Annotated in this window: 14 protein-coding genes; 3 read left to right on the forward strand and 11 right to left on the reverse strand. The window is 37.1% G+C overall.

What is annotated here, in order from left to right; genetic code table 11:
* Window positions 1-18: 18 nt before the first annotated feature.
* The 4 genes from ABXT44_RS05005 to ABXT44_RS05020 all read right to left on the reverse strand — a co-directional run bounded on the left by ABXT44_RS05005 (window position 19) and on the right by ABXT44_RS05020 (window position 4,946).
* Window positions 19-570 (reverse strand): DUF924 family protein, encoded by a 552-nt coding sequence (locus ABXT44_RS05005; protein WP_416686172.1) that lies wholly within the window; start codon window positions 568-570, stop codon window positions 19-21.
* A gap of 66 nt (window positions 571-636) precedes the next feature.
* Window positions 637-2,409: a sulfoacetaldehyde acetyltransferase gene (gene xsc, locus ABXT44_RS05010; protein ID WP_416686173.1), complete on the reverse strand. Its 1,773-nt coding sequence runs from the start codon at window positions 2,407-2,409 to the stop codon at window positions 637-639.
* 21 nt (window positions 2,410-2,430) lie between these two features.
* Window positions 2,431-3,549 carry an alanine dehydrogenase gene (gene ald, locus ABXT44_RS05015; protein WP_416686174.1) on the reverse strand — a complete coding sequence of 373 codons (1,119 nt, stop codon included), beginning with the start codon at window positions 3,547-3,549 and terminating at the stop codon, window positions 2,431-2,433.
* 35 nt (window positions 3,550-3,584) lie between these two features.
* Window positions 3,585-4,946, reverse strand: a complete 1,362-nt coding sequence (locus ABXT44_RS05020) for an aspartate aminotransferase family protein (RefSeq protein WP_416686175.1) — start codon at window positions 4,944-4,946, stop codon at window positions 3,585-3,587.
* A gap of 119 nt (window positions 4,947-5,065) precedes the next feature.
* Here ABXT44_RS05020 and ABXT44_RS05025 point away from each other — a divergent pair, with 119 nt between their 5' ends.
* Genes ABXT44_RS05025 through ABXT44_RS05035 form a run of 3 tightly spaced genes read left to right on the forward strand, consistent with a single transcriptional unit; the run spans window position 5,066 to window position 9,643 of the window.
* The gene (locus ABXT44_RS05025; RefSeq protein WP_416686176.1) at window positions 5,066-6,541 is read left to right on the forward strand and encodes a PLP-dependent aminotransferase family protein; all 1,476 of its coding nucleotides are present in this window, start codon (window positions 5,066-5,068) and stop codon (window positions 6,539-6,541) included.
* A 19-nt stretch (window positions 6,542-6,560) separates the two neighbouring features.
* Window positions 6,561-8,618, forward strand: a complete 2,058-nt coding sequence (locus ABXT44_RS05030) for a hypothetical protein (RefSeq protein WP_416686177.1) — start codon at window positions 6,561-6,563, stop codon at window positions 8,616-8,618.
* Window positions 8,619-8,641: 23 nt separating this feature from the next.
* The gene (locus tag ABXT44_RS05035) at window positions 8,642-9,643 is read left to right on the forward strand and encodes a hypothetical protein (RefSeq protein ID WP_416686178.1); all 1,002 of its coding nucleotides are present in this window, start codon (window positions 8,642-8,644) and stop codon (window positions 9,641-9,643) included.
* Between the two features lie 15 nt (window positions 9,644-9,658).
* On the opposite strand, the gene ABXT44_RS05040 is transcribed toward ABXT44_RS05035, so the two are convergent.
* From ABXT44_RS05040 to ribB, 7 genes are all read right to left on the reverse strand, one after another.
* Complete coding sequence (locus tag ABXT44_RS05040) at window positions 9,659-12,127, reverse strand: GcvT family protein (protein WP_416686179.1); 2,469 nt, start codon at window positions 12,125-12,127, stop codon at window positions 9,659-9,661.
* A gap of 42 nt (window positions 12,128-12,169) precedes the next feature.
* Window positions 12,170-13,438: an ABC transporter permease gene (locus tag ABXT44_RS05045; RefSeq protein ID WP_416686180.1), complete on the reverse strand. Its 1,269-nt coding sequence runs from the start codon at window positions 13,436-13,438 to the stop codon at window positions 12,170-12,172.
* Window positions 13,435-14,241, reverse strand: a complete 807-nt coding sequence (locus ABXT44_RS05050) for an ABC transporter ATP-binding protein (protein WP_416686181.1) — start codon at window positions 14,239-14,241, stop codon at window positions 13,435-13,437. Before ABXT44_RS05050 ends, ABXT44_RS05045 begins: the two co-directional genes overlap by 4 nt.
* 105 nt (window positions 14,242-14,346) lie before the next feature.
* Window positions 14,347-15,342 carry an ABC transporter substrate-binding protein gene (locus ABXT44_RS05055; RefSeq protein WP_271537631.1) on the reverse strand — a complete coding sequence of 332 codons (996 nt, stop codon included), beginning with the start codon at window positions 15,340-15,342 and terminating at the stop codon, window positions 14,347-14,349.
* A gap of 196 nt (window positions 15,343-15,538) precedes the next feature.
* Window positions 15,539-15,955: a transcription antitermination factor NusB gene (nusB, locus tag ABXT44_RS05060; RefSeq protein WP_416650868.1), complete on the reverse strand. Its 417-nt coding sequence runs from the start codon at window positions 15,953-15,955 to the stop codon at window positions 15,539-15,541.
* Window positions 15,952-16,413, reverse strand: coding sequence for a 6,7-dimethyl-8-ribityllumazine synthase (gene ribE, locus ABXT44_RS05065; RefSeq protein WP_271541321.1), 462 nt, complete (start codon window positions 16,411-16,413; stop codon window positions 15,952-15,954). The genes nusB and ribE overlap by 4 nt, the downstream gene beginning before the upstream one ends.
* 3 nt (window positions 16,414-16,416) lie before the next feature.
* A complete protein-coding gene (gene ribB / locus ABXT44_RS05070) occupies window positions 16,417-17,490 on the reverse strand; it encodes a 3,4-dihydroxy-2-butanone-4-phosphate synthase (protein ID WP_416677116.1) in 1,074 nt (357 codons plus the stop codon).
* Window positions 17,491-17,492: the final 2 nt, after the last annotated feature.

A 17,492-nucleotide genomic window follows, 5' to 3' on the forward strand; every position in this document is an offset into this window, starting at 1 on the left:
TTGTAATCATTATGAAATTTAACCTCTAAAAGCGTTATCTGACAGAAGATAGTCAAGCTCCTCCATAGTACTCATTCGCCCAAATATTTCATTTCTATGAGGAAAACGACCAAACTTTTTAACAATATCTCTATGATGTTTAGAATACTCTAAGTTAAAGTTATATTTTTGAAATAAATACACTTGTAGATTTTGATGGTCTATATTCTCACTATGCATAAGAGGCATAAAAAGAAAAAGCAATTTTTCATCACTTAGCTTTTCATCGTAGCCATTATTAATTGCGTTTAAGGCAACCTCAACAGCCATATCTTCCGATTTAAAGCTTTTTGCCTGATCTCTAAACATGTTCAAAGGAAACTGGTCTAGAATAATTACTAGGGCTACTGAGCCTTCAGCAGTGTCACGCCACTCGACAAACCCACCAGAAGATATACTCTCCCATAGATTTTCATAGCGCTGCTTGATTTCATTGTCTACTTCAGGGGTTGATGAAAACCAATGTTGTTTACTTTTTTCTGAGAACCAATATTGATGAATATCGGATGGGGTTATCGCTTTTTCGCTCATAGTATTTAATAAATATTTCCTTCAGAGCGGGGTAATATACCACCCTGAAGGATTAATAGCTAGTACTTAGCGATGAGGTGATTTTTCACCAAAGTCTTTATACTTTTCTAGATGTCTAACTGGCTTACTTAGTGCGTCTTTTCTGAACGGGTCACCCAACTCTCTAGAGCACATAATTTCTATGATTGTTGTTTTTCTCTCGTTCATCTGCATATCAATCGCTTTTTTAAGTGCAGGGCCAACGTCTTCAAGTTTGTCAACACGAATACCCTCAGCGCCCATTGATTCTGCAATATTAACAAAATGCTGGTCCGTAAGCTCTGCAGCTATAAAGCGTCTGTCATAAAAATCAACTTGGTTTTTCTTTTCAGCGCCCCAATGACGATTATGAAATACAACAGCTGTAACAGGAATATCATGACGAACACATGTCATTGTTTCAACCATACTCATTGCCCAAGCACCATCTCCCGCATAAGAAACTGCAGGCCTGTGCTGGGCAGCTGCCTTAGCACCAATGATCGTTGGAAAGGCGTAACCACAGTTTCCAAAACTCATTGCTGCAAAAAAGCTTCGAGGCTTTTCAAAGCGAAGATAGCTGTTAGCAACCGAGTTAATATTACCAATATCAGTCGACACCATAACGTCTTCAGGCATTGCTTTTTCAAGTTCACGAAGTACTTGTCTAGGATGGAGCCACCCTTCTTCTTTATCTGCAAGCATGTCCATGCTATATGAGTCAGTCTCATGAATCCATTCATCAAGCTCTAACTCCCAAGAAGCTTTTTCGTCTGCAATGATTGAAGCTCTATCGGCTTTAGAAGAATCACAACTAAGTGTTTCAGATGCCAACTTTTGACAAAGAATACTTGCGACTGCTTTAGCGTCACCACAAATACCAACATTAATTGGTTTGACCAATCCAAGCATTTTGTGATCTGCATCAATTTGAATAATTTGAGCATCTTTAGGCCAGTAATCCATTCCATGTTGAGGTAGTGTTCCAAAAGGACCTAAACGCGTACCTAATGCAATAACTACATCTGCTTTTGCTATTAGCTTCATTGCAGCTTTTGAGCCTTGATATCCCAGAGGGCCACACCAAAGATTATGACTTGCAGGAAACGAATCATTATGGAGGTAGCTATTTACTACTGGTGCTCCTAAACGTTCAGCCAAAGCTGCACATTCATCAACACCATCGGCCATAACTACGCCGCCGCCAGAAACAATAACTGGAAACTTAGCTTTACCAATTAATGCAACAGCTTCATTTAAACTATCTTCACCACCTGAGCCTCTATCTACACGACGTGGAGTGGGAATAGTAAATTCACCTTCTGCATAAAAATAATCTCTAGGAATATTTAACTGAGTTGGGGCCATCTCACTCATCGCTCTATCAAAACAGCGACCAGTAAATTCTGCCATTCTCATTGGGTTAACAACATGGCCTTGATATTTAGTAAATTCTTGAAACATTGGCAGCTGATTTGCTTCTTGAAATCCACCTAAGCCCATCCCCATTGTTCCAGCTTCAGGCGTAACAATTACAACAGGGCTGTGCGCCCAATATGCTGCTGCAATTGCTGTTACGCAATTAGAAATACCGGGGCCATTTTGACCAATGACCACTCCATGTCTTCCACTTACTCTTGAATATCCATCTGCCATGTGTGCAGCGCCTTGCTCATGAACAACAGGTATAAATCTAATGCCAGCTGGCTCGAAGATATCCATTGCATCCATAAATGCAGAGCCCATAATACCAAAGATATCGGTTACATCATTTGCGACCATTGTTTCAACAAAAGCCTCACTCGAAGTCATTTTTGCCATTTTATAGTTCTCCTTTATAATTTATTTATTAAGCATGTCAAGCGCTGAAACGTAATCATAACCTAAGTCATGAGCCACTTCAGGACATGTTACTTGACCACTATGTACATTTAATCCGGCTCTTAGATGTTCGTCATCTAATAGAGCTTGTTTAACACCTTTATTTGCAATACTAAGTCCAAACGGAAGTGTTACATTATTTAGGGCATAGGTTGATGTTTTTGGAACTCCACCCGGCATATTAGCAACGCAGTAGTGAACTACCTCATCAATGATGTATGTAGGCTCTGCGTGAGTTGTTGCCTTTGAAGTTTCGAAGCAACCGCCTTGATCAATCGCAACGTCAACAATAACTGATCCAGGCTTCATGGCCTTAATCATTTCTCTGGTTACTAGTTTTGGGGCTTCAGCGCCAGGAATCAATACGCCTCCAATAACTAAGTCAGCTTGTAATACATACTCTTCTACTGAACTTTTAGTTGAGAATACAGTATTTGTGCTTCTGCCAAATTGTTGCCAATGCTGCTCTAATGTATCAGGATTGTTATCCAAAACCCAAACATCTGCACCCATTCCAACTGCCACATGGGCAGCATGAACGCCAACGACGCCTCCACCTAAAATAACGACATTTAAAGGGTCTACTCCTGGAACACCTCCAAGCAAAGCTCCCATTCCACCATTTGGTTGCTCTAAAAAGTGAGCACCTGCTTGAACAGCCATTCTTCCTGCAACTTTTGACATAGGAGCCAATAATGGTAATCCACCTCTTGGAGAAGTAACCGTTTCATAAGCAATACAAATAGCGCCACTCTCTACAAGCCCCTTCGTTTGCTCAGGGTCTGGTGCAAGATGAAGATATGTATAAAGAATTTGACCTTCTCTGAGCATTGCAATTTCTATAGCTTGAGGCTCTTTAACTTTAACAATCATATCCGCAGTTGCAAAAACTTCTTTAGCTGAAGATATAATTTCAGCGCCACAACTAGAATAATCATCATCGCTTGCCCCAATACCAATACCAGCATTAGTTTCAACTAAAACCTTGTGGCCATGATTAACAAACTCCTTAACACTTTTAGGCGTCAAACCAACTCTATATTCATGGTTTTTAATTTCTTTTGGCACTCCAATTATCATCTCAATATTCCTATATTAAATTAATTAAACTTTTTCTATTTATTTGCTTCTAAGGCATTGTCAACAGATTCAACGATTAAATCTATGTCAGTCTTAGTACATATGAATGCAGGACTAAATAGCAAAACATTATTATTAGTTTCAAAACTTCTATTAGTTCTTCCAATCATCACTTTATTTTTAAAGCAATGCGCTGCAACGCTAGCTGCAACTGTTTCATCAACAGGCTCTTTAGTTGCCCTATCTTTTACAAGCTCAACACCGCAAAACAACCCTTTGCCTCGAACTTCACCAATCATTTCATGCTTTTCTTGTAGTTCAAGCAATTTATTTTTAAGATGCTCTCCAACCTCATTAACATTCTCTAAAAGTTTTTCACGTTTAATAATCTTTAAAACTTCAAGTGCAGCTGCAGGGCCAGCAGTGCTTCCACCAAAGGTAGAAATATCTCGGAAGTAGCTATCAACATTAGTTGGATCCTCTTTAAACATGTTAAAAAGTTTTTCAGTAGTAACCGTAATTGATACAGCAGCATATCCAGCAGCTAGACCTTTAGCTGTAGTGACAATATCAGGCTGAACATCATAGTGCTGGTAACCAAACCATTTTCCTGTTCTACCAAGGCCACAAACCACTTCATCTATGTGAAGAAGGACGTCATATTTTCTACATATTGACTCAATAATTGGGAAATACTCAGGAACAGGAGGAATAACTCCACCACCTGCAGTAATCGGCTCTAAAACAACAGAACCTACGGTATCTGGCCCTTCCTTTTTAATAATATCTTCAAGGACAGTAGCGCACTCGATATTGCACTCTCCATATTTTTTTCCATATGGGCATCGATAACAACAGCAGTGAGGCATTTCAACAAATCCTGGAGCAAACGGACCATATTGTTTTTTTCTTTGAATTTGGCCAGATGAGCTCATAGCTCCGATTGTTGTGCCATGATAATCACGGTCACGATAAATAATTTTATGTTTTTTCCCATCATTATGAAAATGGGCAAGCTGACGAACCATTTTGTAGCCTTTTTCATTAGCTTCTGAACCAGAGTTTGAGTAATAAACGCGGTCTAAACCTGGCATAAGTGAGGTAACTTCTTTTGCATATTCAGCAGCAGGCTCGTTACCAAAAGAACCCGCAAAGTATGGAATTTTTGTCAGTTGATTACTGACAGCTTGAACCATATCATCTCTTCCAAATCCTAAATTTACTGTCCATACACCGCCAGATGTTCCATCAAGATACTCATTACCGTTGGTATCGGTTACAACCATTCCTTTCGCTTTAGCAACCATCATGGGGTCAGTCGATTCAAAGCCCTTATGTTGCGTTAAATGATGCCAAACATGGTCTTTATCATTTTGTATAAGTGTATTATTAGACATACTTACCCCGATTTAAGTAAAAATTGATAGTAATTCAAAAGAATGAATTATAAAATATAAGGGGTCCTAAATTTAAATACATATAGAACCAGAATTCTTAAAATTAATAGGCCAGATAAATGGATGAAATGTGGAACCAATTTTTTTCTCTAAGACATGACAAGCCTAGGACCTTGCAGTTGCAGATTCGTCAGCAATTAATTGATGCTATTACTAATGGCTTAATTGGCCCAAACGAACCCCTACCATCATCTAGAAACCTTGCAGCAGCCCTTAAAGTTGCAAGAAATACAGTGATTGCTGCCTATAAAGAATTAGAGTTTGATGGCTACATTACCCCAAAAGAAAGAAGAGGTTATTTTGTTAATGAGCAATTTTATGAGAATTTTACAAATAGTAATGAGGATCAAGTTAAAAATATTAGCCCTCCATTATGGCTAGATGCTTTAATAACAAAGAAGCCATCTATTAAAACTAATATTCGTAATCCTGAGAATTGGCAAAGTCTTCCGTATTCATTTACAATTGGCCAACTTGATAAAAGTTTAATTCCCTATTACGAATGGCGTGAGGTTGTTAGGCATTCGTCAACTCTTCCTGAAATACAAAAATGGAATATTGATCATGTTGATAGCGATGACCCATCTTTAATTAAGCAGATTCAATCTAAAGTACTTCCAAAGCGGGGTATTTGGGCAAATAAAGATCAAATTTTAATTACTTCAGGCAGCCAGAATGCGATCTACATTATTGCCAGTCTTTTAGCTAAGCAAGGAACAGTTATTGCTATGGAGAATCCAGGATACCCAGATGTAAGAAATATTTTTAGCTTTCGAACTGACACCATTGTTCCTATAGGCATTGATAAAGACGGAATTTTAGTTGATGAAATTAAACCCGAGATTGATATTATTTTTACCACTCCAAGCCATCAATACCCAACAGGTGTAACAATGAGTATGGAGAGAAGAAATAAGCTTTTATCTATTGCTAAAGAAAATCAAATGGTAATTATTGAAGATGACTATGAGGCTGAAGTTAATTTTCTCAGAAAACCTAATCCATCATTAAAAAGTCTTGATAAGGATAACAATGTTATTTATGTTGGAAGCTTTTCGAAAGCCTTTGCTCCTGGTTTAAGGCTTGGTTACATGGTTGCTCCAGAGGCCTTTGTAAAAGAGGCAAGAGCTTTAAGGCGATTAATGATAAGACATATACCTGCAAATAATCAACGCTCAGTAGCCTTATTTATAGGCCTGGGTCATTATCATAATATGTTTACTAAAATTCAAAAAACAAACAAAGAGCGTTGGGGCTTGATAAATGAAAAAATAAATCAAGAGCCTCTCTTATCTTGCACTCCAACTCTTGGAGGCTCAACATTTTGGGTAAAAATTCCAGAGTCAATCGATACTGAAAAACTTTGTCAAAAACTCCTAGACAAAGGCGTAGCAGTTAGACCAGGAAACGCATCATTCTCTGAAGAGAAGCCGCCATCAAACTATTTGCATCTTGGATATTCTGCTATTGATACTAATAAGATAAATAAAGGTATAGATATAATAGTAAAAGAAATTAAATCGATGATGCATTGAGTCATTTGGAAAATTTTAGATGAAAAAACTACTCCTTAATTTTTTGCTAGTTACGAACCTCATGGGGATATCTTCTATAGGAGCTGATGAAGCAAATTTAAAGATTTATGAAGATCAACAGTCTGACCCTTTTGTAAGATACATTGATGTTCAGAATTTAAGACTTTATTCGCTAGATGAAGTTTCTAATAAGTTTCTAAAAAATGTAGCAAAAACGTATCTACTAATGTTAAAAACTAACAGTCAAATAGATCCAGAAATGAGGGCTGAATATTTAAAAATTACTAAAAATAACTATGTTTATCAAAGAATTGGCCTAGAAGGAACAGATTATTATGAAAAAAAATTTAATACTAGTTTTAATAACTTACCTCAATCAAGGATTGTTGAGAATGGACCTTTCAGAGAGAATATTACTGACTATATTTGGGAATACAGGCGAGAAAATATAAAATCAGAGCAAATAACTGAAGTCATTGAACACTTACTCCATACTATAACTAATGTAGCTTTTTCAATTCAATACTCAGATTGGGATTGGAGAAACCCCTCTTCCATGATTAACCTCGCTACACAAGAAGCTATTGATAAAGGAATTTTTAATGTTTTAGGCTATAAAGAGATTCTTGATAGAGGCGATGAGGATGGTTTTAATAAGGCTATTACAACAGAGTTTGCATATTGGTTAATTGCTGTTGAATGGGGCTTGGGAGATTTCATAGGAATCCCAAATGATGAGTTTAGAATTGGTAATCGCAAAGAAATTTCTGAAAAGCTTCCACTTGGACATAGAATGTATAAATGCTATGTTGAAAAAATCTTAAGCCCACCTGATTTAAAAAGTCTTCTCTCAATTTTTCCAACAAATGGAAAGACTAATAATCAAGATTTGACTAATAAAATTGAAGATTATAACTGTAATCAAAATATAAACCTCAATCAAGAAATTAACTTAAATATTAATGAAAATAATAGCCTCAATCAAGAAATCAACTTAAATATTGAAGGAACATGTAATCGTCAAATCAAAGGGTTTTGGAAAGATTATTTAGAGCTAAATAAAAGTGAGTTTAATTCTAGAGGATATTTATTTATAGTAGAAGGTGAGGATGGCAGATGTGAATATGGAGTAGGTATTAATGAAAATGATGCCTTTATAGATTGTACTAAATGGAAAGAAGAGAATAATATAATCGGAAAATGTATGCCATATGCGAAAGATGGCAAAGTTCTGTTGGATAAGTACTCAAATAATGATGAGGCTAAACCAACTAATAATATATTTAAGAGTAAAGAATCAAAAGACTTAAGTAGCTGGGAATGTATGAGAGGAAGCTTTGATAAATTTGTCGAAGTATATGGAGTTTATGTTGTGGGCTCACCTGGAGCACCAATGAATAAAGTCATGCATACTGCTGGAGTATTAGCACAATATTTAGATAATGATGAGAACGGTCTGCCAGATGATCCTAGAGTTGCATCTTATCTTTCAAATAACAACTATATTGTGCCAGTTTGGAGTGTTAGTGATAGAGAAAATTTTTGGGAAAATGCAAGAGGTAGCTATTGTGAAGATAATATTGGAATGGCTGCAAGTATGTATTATGATGAAGACCAGTGGGCCATAGGTGGTATTCAAAAAACTGGTCAATGGGATACAAATCTAGAAGAGGTATGGCACGTTGTTTCTGCAGGATGGTATGAAGTTTATCCAAAATATTTTGGCAATAAGGAATCTATGCTTCATGAAGCAATGGATAAAGCTCGGGGTGGTAAGTTTGTAGAAGTTCCGTCAAAATACCCAAAAAGTGCGTGGTACACCTATAATGACAAGGGTTGCAGTTATGAATGTCAAGCACATGAATATTTTTACTGGATTTTGATGGCCAATATTAATGCTCTTAATTTATCCTACACTGACAAATGTTCGCCAAATGATGAATGGAATATCTGCAATAGATTTGATCTTAAGAAAATGGATATCTTAGCATATGAATTATTGAATAATTATGATTTTATATTTCCTACCAAAATACCAAATGGTGAATACAAGCCTAATATAATTAATGTTTACTAATTAAGAAAATCTTTTTGATATATATGAAACAAATACTTCTTTTTATAATACTAGTATTAAGTCTAATTTCCGCTTCTCATGCAGATCCTAATGTTTTGCAATGCAAGCAAAATTGTGGCACCTATGACTCACAAAATTCCTATAGCTTTCAAGCAAGAATGGCTCAGGGTGAAGATATGTGGGGCGCCAATGTAACATTTATAGAAGATGACATTATTATTAGTTCAGCACATATATTAGGATTTGAACCTAATAAAAAGCAGACTTTATCATGTGGACAAGAGGCGGCAAAAATAAGGAACACAGACTGGAGCCAGCATAAGGGAAATATGTACGTTGTTGATGGAAAAAATTACCCTAATAAAAAAATTATCATTGCAAAGGTATTAGATATTTCCGCAAGATCAACAGGTGAGCCACCTGGTTATGATATCTTAGTTGCTCATGTTGATCGAAATTGCAATAGATGCAATAAAGATATTACAATTATTCCAATTCCAATTGCAAACAATCTTCCTGCAATAAATACAAAAGCTTTACATATTGCCGTTCCTGGAGATAGTGCAATGAATAAAGGGAGATTCTTTGATAATCATCTACTTAATGGAAGAATATGGGGTGGCAAAAATAATGCTTGCTCAAGACAAACACTTAAGCATGATGGTAAACTTAACCCTCCAATGCTATTTGACACATCAGGTAGCCCAGTAATTTTTAAAGAATGTGGAAAGTATGCCCTTCATGGTCTTCATGGAAATGGAATGGATTATGATGGCCATATGTATGAATTTCTTCAACTAATTCAAACACAAAAAAAATGGATTCAATCAGAAATCTATAGGTGGACTGGAAGAACAGAGATGATTGACTCTTGCTCAAGCAATGGAAAAAGATCTTTTATGCCAAGTAGCGATTTTGATGTTCCTCAAAATGACTGTGTTAAAGAAACGTTTCAAGATCATCCAGCTAATTTTCCAACATGCAGGCTAACCCCTCAAAATAATGCAGTTGCAATGCCCTGGTAATTAAATTAGGAAATATTAGTTTCTGATTTTTTTATTTAAAGGGTCATACATTGGCTTAAGTGATGTACTAGCTTTCTCAATAATACCTTCAACCTCAATAGTATATTCAGCACTTAAAATATCTTCATGACTTTCATTAGGGAGGCATGTAACATATCCAAGGCCCACAGCAGCACCAAGAGTATGACTATAGGTTCCACTTGTTAAATGACCCACAATTTCACCATTTTTCAGAATAGGTTCATTATGATAAAGCATAGGTTCAGGATTACTTAGTAGAAACTGCATTACTCTCATTTCATAACCGGCAGCCTTTTTAGCTTTAACAGAGTCATAACCAATAAAGTTACCAAATTTTGAAGGGCTCTTATCGAGTTTAACAGCAAAACCAAGCCCTGCATCAATGACGTGATCTTCATCAGTAATGTCATGTCCAAAGTGTCTATATGCTTTTTCAATTCGACAACTGTCGACAGTATGCATCCCAATCTGTCTTAAAGAAAACTCCTCACCTTTTGAATCAATAAGCTCAGCCACATAACTTGAAAACTCAATTGGAAAGTATAACTCCCAGCCTAATTCACCAACATATGTTATTCGGTGTGCACGTACATTTGCCATACCAACCTCAATATTGCGAACATTTGCAAAAGGGAAGCTTTCGTTACTCATATCAGTATCTGTAAGGGATTGTAGTAAATCTCTCGAATTTGGCCCCATAATGGCGATACAGCCCTCAGCACTAGTTGCATCAAATAGTGAACAATTGGCCCCTTCAGGCAAATTCTTTTTAAGCCAATGCATATCTCGATTCAGACACATTGTGCCGCTGACTATTAAATAATCATCAATTTCAAGACGAGTAACTGTTACGTCAGCTTCAATACCGCCTTTCCGATTAAGCCACTGCGTATAAACCATTTTACCGACACCAACATCAACATCATTTGCACAGATCATCTGCATAAAGTCCATAGCATCAGAACCTTTGACTCGAATTTTTGCATATGACGACATTTCATACATACCAACAGTCTCTCTGATTGCTTGCTGCTCTAATCTATGAAAATCAAACCAATTTTGCCTTCCCCATGAATATTCATACTTAGCTTCAACCTTTCCAATCAAATCCTTTGGAACAAACCAATTAGGCCTCTCCCAGCCAGCAACCTCACCAAAACAAGCACCACGCTCTTTGAAAAACTCATACAAAGGAGTTTTTCTTAAGCCTCTAGCTGTTTCGTATTGATGGTATGGAAAATGATTTTCATAAAGATAGCCTAAAGTTTCAGTAACTCTATTTGCTAAGTAAATTTTATTATTTTGAAATGGCTCATTTCTTCGTATATCTACATCCCATAAATCACAGGGAGGTTCTTTTCCTACAATCCATTCAGCTAAATATTTTCCCGCTCCACCAGCCGCCTGAATACCAATTGAATTGAATCCTGCAGCAACATAAAAGTTACCTAATTCTGGAGACTCTCCGATTTGAAAATTATCATCCGGCGTAAAACTTTCAGGTCCATTAAACAAAGTCTCAATACCTAAACTTTCCATGATAGGCACACGGTTCATTGCAAGCTCTAAATAAGGCATACAGTGATCTAAGTCATCCTGTATCTGATCAAAGCAAAAATCTTCTGGAATACCATTTTGCGCCCATGGCTTTGCGTTTGGCTCAAATAGCCCAACAAGTATTTTTCCAGCATCCTCTTTATAATATGCAGACTCATCTGGAACTCTCACTACGGGCATATCTCCCATATTTGGAACGGCTGAAGTTAGGAAGTAAAAGTGCTCACAAGCATGAAGAGGGACTGAAACACCAGCCATTTTGCCAACCTCTCTTGCCCACATTCCACCGCAATTTACAACAGCATCAGATTGTATGTCACCATACTCAGTTTGAACTCCTACAGCCTTTCCATCTTTTTTAAGTATTCCAGTAACCTTAACGTCTTCAAAAATCTTAACACCATTGTTCTTTGCGCCTTTTGCAAGAGCCATGGCAACGTTTGCTGGATCAGCCTTACCATCCTTAGGTATCCAAGCACCGCCAACAACATCATCGAGATTAAAGAGGTTGACCTTATCTCTTAACTCGTCGGTAGTTAGTATCTGCACATCAACTCCATGAACTTTTGCAAGTGATGCATTGCGTTTATATTCTGTTAACCTTTCTTGGTTTGTTGCGAGACTAATTGAGCCAGTTCGGCGATAACCAGTAGCCATTCCTGTTTCAGCCTCTAATGTTTCGTAAAGGTTTCCAGAGTATTTAACCATTTGAGTGAGATTAAGCGATGAGCGCATCTGTCCTACAAGTCCTGCTGCATGCCATGTAGTTCCAGAGGTTAGCTTTTTACGCTCCAGAAGAACTACATCTGTGTAACCAAGTTTTGCAAGATGATAAGCAACTGAGCAGCCTACTACTCCTCCACCAATAATTACAGCTTGGGCATTTTTAGGTAATATTACTGACATGGGCTAACCTTAAATAAAGAATAAAAAAACAGAATTATAAATCTATTTTCCCTTCCATGGTACAAGATAATTTTCTGAAATTCTCATAAGTATATCGATTGCATAACCAATAACACCAATCAGCACAATTCCCATGATTACAAGGTCAGTCATCTGGAACTTAGAGGCGGTAATAATCATCATTCCAGCACCTTTCTGAGCCGCTACAAGTTCGGCTGCTACAACTGTGCCCCAACAAACCCCCATAGAGACTCTTGCACCTGTAAATATTTCAGGCAAACTGTTTGGAACAATAACAAGCCTCATAATTTGCCATTTAGAGGCGCCTAGTGAATATGCAGCATGAATTTTTGCAATATTAACCCCTGAAACTCCGGCTCTCGCAGAAATAGTCATAATCCAAAGCGAAGCTAAGAATAGTAAAATAATCTTTCCTTGTTCGCCAATACCAAACCAAATAATAACTAATGGAATTAGAGCAAGTGGAGGCACTGGTCTCATAAATTCTACAATAGGATCAAACCAGCCACGAAACCAGCCAGAAAGACCCATTGCGTATCCTAAAGGTATGCCTATTAGAGCGCCAGCAAAAAAACCAACAACAACTCTAAGGAGTGACCAGCCTAAATGCTCAAATAAACTAAAATTTTTATATCCTTCTGAAGCAATCTTAGTTAGCCTTGACCAGACAGCTTCTGGCGAGGGTAGCCACACTGGTTGCATCTGCCAGCCTTTATATGGAGTAAGACTCAGGGTTCCTTTAGCGGTCATATAAACGCGTGCATTATCAATAAAGAGCTCACTGCTTGGTAAAATGGACTCCCCATTAATTGCAATAACTTTATATTTTTTATCCTTACCGCCAACATCATTTTTCTTAACTTTAACCAAAGCACTTCTATATGTAATAATTTGAGCTGTGTCATTAAGAGCAAAACCTAATCCTGGCTCTATATCTATTTTGTCAGGTATTTCACCAGTCTGAACATCGTAAACAGAAATTCTTACTTCAGCATCATCAGTTTCACCTGAAGAGTTAACAGCAGTATAGGTAAATGAAAGTTCACCTATAAATGGTCCAGGAACATGGATAGGGGTTAATTTAGAGCCCGTAAATGAGCCCCAGATAGCGAATATTGCTATAACTGATATAATTGAAGCAGCCCTATTAGGCGTAACAGCACTCTCATCACCAAATGTTACAGTTTTAAGACTCGTGAAATCATCTCGTGATTTTGACATTGAGCTCACTGCTTTAACAATATAGAAAGCAGCAATAAAAATTAAAATATAGATAATTAAAATAGTCATGAGCTTTCGTCCGTCCTTCCCATTATCTCTTCTTCCATTTCCCAGATAATTGAGAGAATTTCATCACGAGTCGCTGAATATCCCTCAGATTTTTTAACTTCTCGAAGATCCATATTAACGCCCATTTCAGCAAATGGGAGATTGTACTCCTTGTAAACCCTTCCTGGCCTTGGAGCAAGAACCAATAATCTTTCACCAAGAAGAACAGCCTCTTCTACAGAATGGGTAATTAATAAAATTGTTTTTCCAGTCTCTTTCCAGAGCTTTAAAACTAACCCCTGCATCTTTTCACGAGTCAAGGCATCTAATGCACCCAGAGGCTCATCCATTAAGATTACATCAGGTTCATTTGCAAGGCAACGCGCTAGAGCCACTCTTTGCTGCATACCTCCAGATAATTCGTATACGGCTTTATCCTCAAATTCAGCTAGTCCAACTACTTCAAGTAAATGTTTTACTTTTTCATTTTGTTCAGCTTTTGGCATTCCTTTCATTCGAGGTCCAAATGCAACATTTTGTTGAACATTCATCCACTCAAATAAAGCACCTTGCTGAAAAACCATTCCTCGTTCAGCGCCAGGGCCTAAAACAATTTTGTCATTAAGAACAACTTTTCCTTCTGTTGGAGCTAAAAAGCCAGCAACAATATTTAGAAGTGTCGTTTTACCGCAACCTGAAGGTCCAAGTACAGTGATAATTTCACCTTCTTTTATGTCTAAAGATACATCTTTAAGAGCTTGAACTGAAGAGCCATTCTTCAAATCAAAACGCATTGAGATATTTTCAATTGATAAACCTTTCAAACCAAACTCCGAATTTATTTTTAAAAAAAAGGTGGCGCACTAAGTGCGCCACCTTGAATCTAACAAATACTTTAAGACTTTTATTAAGTCTAATAAATCAGTATTTTATTGCGCTGCTAATCCTTGAAGACCATCAGTATTAATCGCATTTGCATACGAACCACGAGCGCTAGGAATACTTCCAGCGTCAACAAATACATCTGCTACACCTTTAAGGAAAGATTCACCAGAACCACCAAGCCAGCTATCACCTAACTGTGAGCTAACTGATGGGAATACAAATGTAGACATTGTTTCAGCAGTTGCTGCTTCATCCATACCAGCATCTTTTGCGATATGAGGAAGCATTAGTGAATGGAAACCACCTGAGTTCCACATTGCATTTGCAGCAGCAGTAACACCTAAGAACGTTTGAAGAACTTCAGCATTTTCATCAGCAAAACCTGCTGGAACTGAAGTTACGTCCCAAACTAGAATACCTAGAGCTGTTTTTTCATCACCAGTCAAAAGAACATTACCATGATCTAGTGCACGACGAAGTGATCCACCCCATCCACAGAACATATCAATACTTCCTTGAGCTAATGCAGCTGATCCTTCTGGTGGAGCCATGTCAACTACCTGCATTGAATCTACAGAAACACCAAAGTGAGCCATCTGCTTCAAGAAACCAAAGTGAGCAGCAGTTCCAAGTGGAACAGAAACTTTCTTTCCAGCCAATTCAGATGCATTACTTGCATCAATTTCAAGACCTGAAGCTACAACACAGTTATCATTGTCAGCATAACTTACAGCAACGTCAACAATTTGAATATCTTGGCCTGTAGAAGCGGCAACAATAAATGGAGGCACACCTTGACTTACTGAAATATGAATATCACCAGAAGCCATAGCTGCAGACATCGCTGTACCTGTACCAAAAGCTTTCCAGTTAACCTTCATACCCAAAGCCTCATCATACGCACCAATTTGCTTTGCATACTCGAACGGCATTGGCCATTCTTCAAAATAAGCTACATTAAGCTCATCAAGAGCCATTACATTAACAGTAGCTATTGCACTGATAAATGTTGCTCCAATTTTTTTATAAATACTTTTCATTATTTCTCCTTTAATAAATATTAAACTTCCTCTTCTTTCAGCTAAAAAAAATATTTTACTAAGGGCTCTTTGAAGAACCAAATTAATAAAACAATAATTTTTTAAATCTGAAAACGAGATATTACCATGAAAAAGGGTTAGTTGAAACAATTTCACTTGTTATTGGATAATTAACGACTTAACTAAAAAAATAATTTTATTTAGCTAATTCCATTGATCTTAAGGATGGGGCAATTTTATCTAGTGATTTATTTATAAGTTTAAAGGCGCCTTCTGCACCATAAAGCTTTGATAATTCCACAGCCTCATTGATAACTACCTTATAAGGAACTTCAAGTTGAAACTTTAGCTCATAGACTCCCAGATACAAGATGGCTTTTTCAGTTGGGCCAAGCTCACTAATATCTCTTTCGAGTGAAGGATTAATAATTTCATCGAGTACTGAAATATTTTTAGGAATATTTATAAATAAATTTGAAAAGAATGCTTTAGAAATCTTACCTTCTTTTTGAGTAAGGAATTGCTGCTCAATTTGAGGAATATCACCACCAGAAACGAGCCATTGATACAATGCTTGAACCACTCTTGCTCTTGAACGTTGTTTTGATGTCACAGCTTTTCGAGTAAATTTATCATTCTAATTGTGCTCTCTGCTGCTTCTGCACCTTTATTTTCAGAGTTTGAGCCTGATCTCTCAATCGCTTGCTCAACTGTATCAACAGTTAAAACGCCAAAGGCGATAGGAATTTCGGAGTCTAATGCAACCTTTGAAATGCCTTTTACGCACTCACCAGCTACAAACTCAAAATGAGGAGTTCCACCACGTATTACAGCTCCTAATGCCACAATACCATCGTATTTGCCAGTATTAGCAGTCTTTTTAAGAGCTAAAGGGATTTCAAAAGCTCCTGGCACATAAAGAAGATCAATATCTGAATCATCAGCTCCATGCTTTAATAAAGCTCCTTTAGCGCCACTGATTAAATGCTCAACTACAAACGAGTTAAATCGACCTGCAATAAGTGCAATCTTTTTGTTCTTAATAGTTAAGTCACCTTCGATAGTTTTCATCACCTACTCCTTCATGTTTACATATTCACTAATGGTTATTCCAAAACCCTCTAATCCAGGCCACTTTTTTGGCTTGCCTAGAGACTTCATAGAAGTTACTCCTAAATCAGATAGTATTTGAGCACCAATTCCAAACGTTTTTCCATCATCACTACTTCTGTAATCTTGATTATCAATATTTTCAAGAATAGCTTGATTATCTTGCTTACGTAAAAGTAAAAAAACGCCACTTTCAACATCTGAAATCATACTTAAAGCACTATTTATACTAAATCCACGATTAACTTCTTGCATAACATCTTTAAAGATATTTTCCATATGGACTCTAACATAAGGCTCATTTGATTTACTAATTGACCCTTTTACTAAAGCAATATGAATGTCGTTATGAATAGTATCTAAATAAGAATAAAGTTCAAATTCACCATATTTCGTATTAAAAGGCCTCTGACTTATTCTTTCTACGGTTTTTTCATTCTCAACTCTATAATGAATTAAGTCAGCAATATTTCCTAGCTTTATGCCATGCTTCTTCCCAAATTTTTGTAAATCAGCACTGCGCGCCATTGATCCATCATCATTTAATATTTCAACAATTACGGAGGCGGGCTCAAAGCCAGCTAATCTAGCTAAATCACAACCAGCTTCAGTGTGGCCAGCACGAATTAGAACGCCGCCCTGCTGAGCCATCAATGGAAAAATATGGCCAGGCTGAACAATATCTAAAGGTTTTGCATTCTTTGCTACAGCATCAAGAATAGTTTTGGCTCTATCAGCTGCAGATATGCCCGTAGTTACTCCTGTAGCAGCTTCTATAGAAACTGTAAAGTTTGTTGAATGGAGGTCACTATTTTTTGAAACCATCAATGGAAGGTTTAGCTGTTGACAGCGCTGCTGAGTCAAAGTTAAGCAAATTAATCCACGGCCATGCGTCGCCATAAAGTTAACATCTTCTTTAGTAACTTTTTCTGCTGCAATTAACAAATCACCCTCATTTTCACGATTCTCATCGTCCATAAGAATAATCATTTTTCCTTGCTTGTAGTCTTCTAAGAGCTCTTTAATTGATGCTTTCATAC

This window comes from Candidatus Pseudothioglobus sp. Uisw_041, assembly GCF_048087625.1.
Taxonomy (GTDB): domain Bacteria; phylum Pseudomonadota; class Gammaproteobacteria; order PS1; family Pseudothioglobaceae; genus Pseudothioglobus.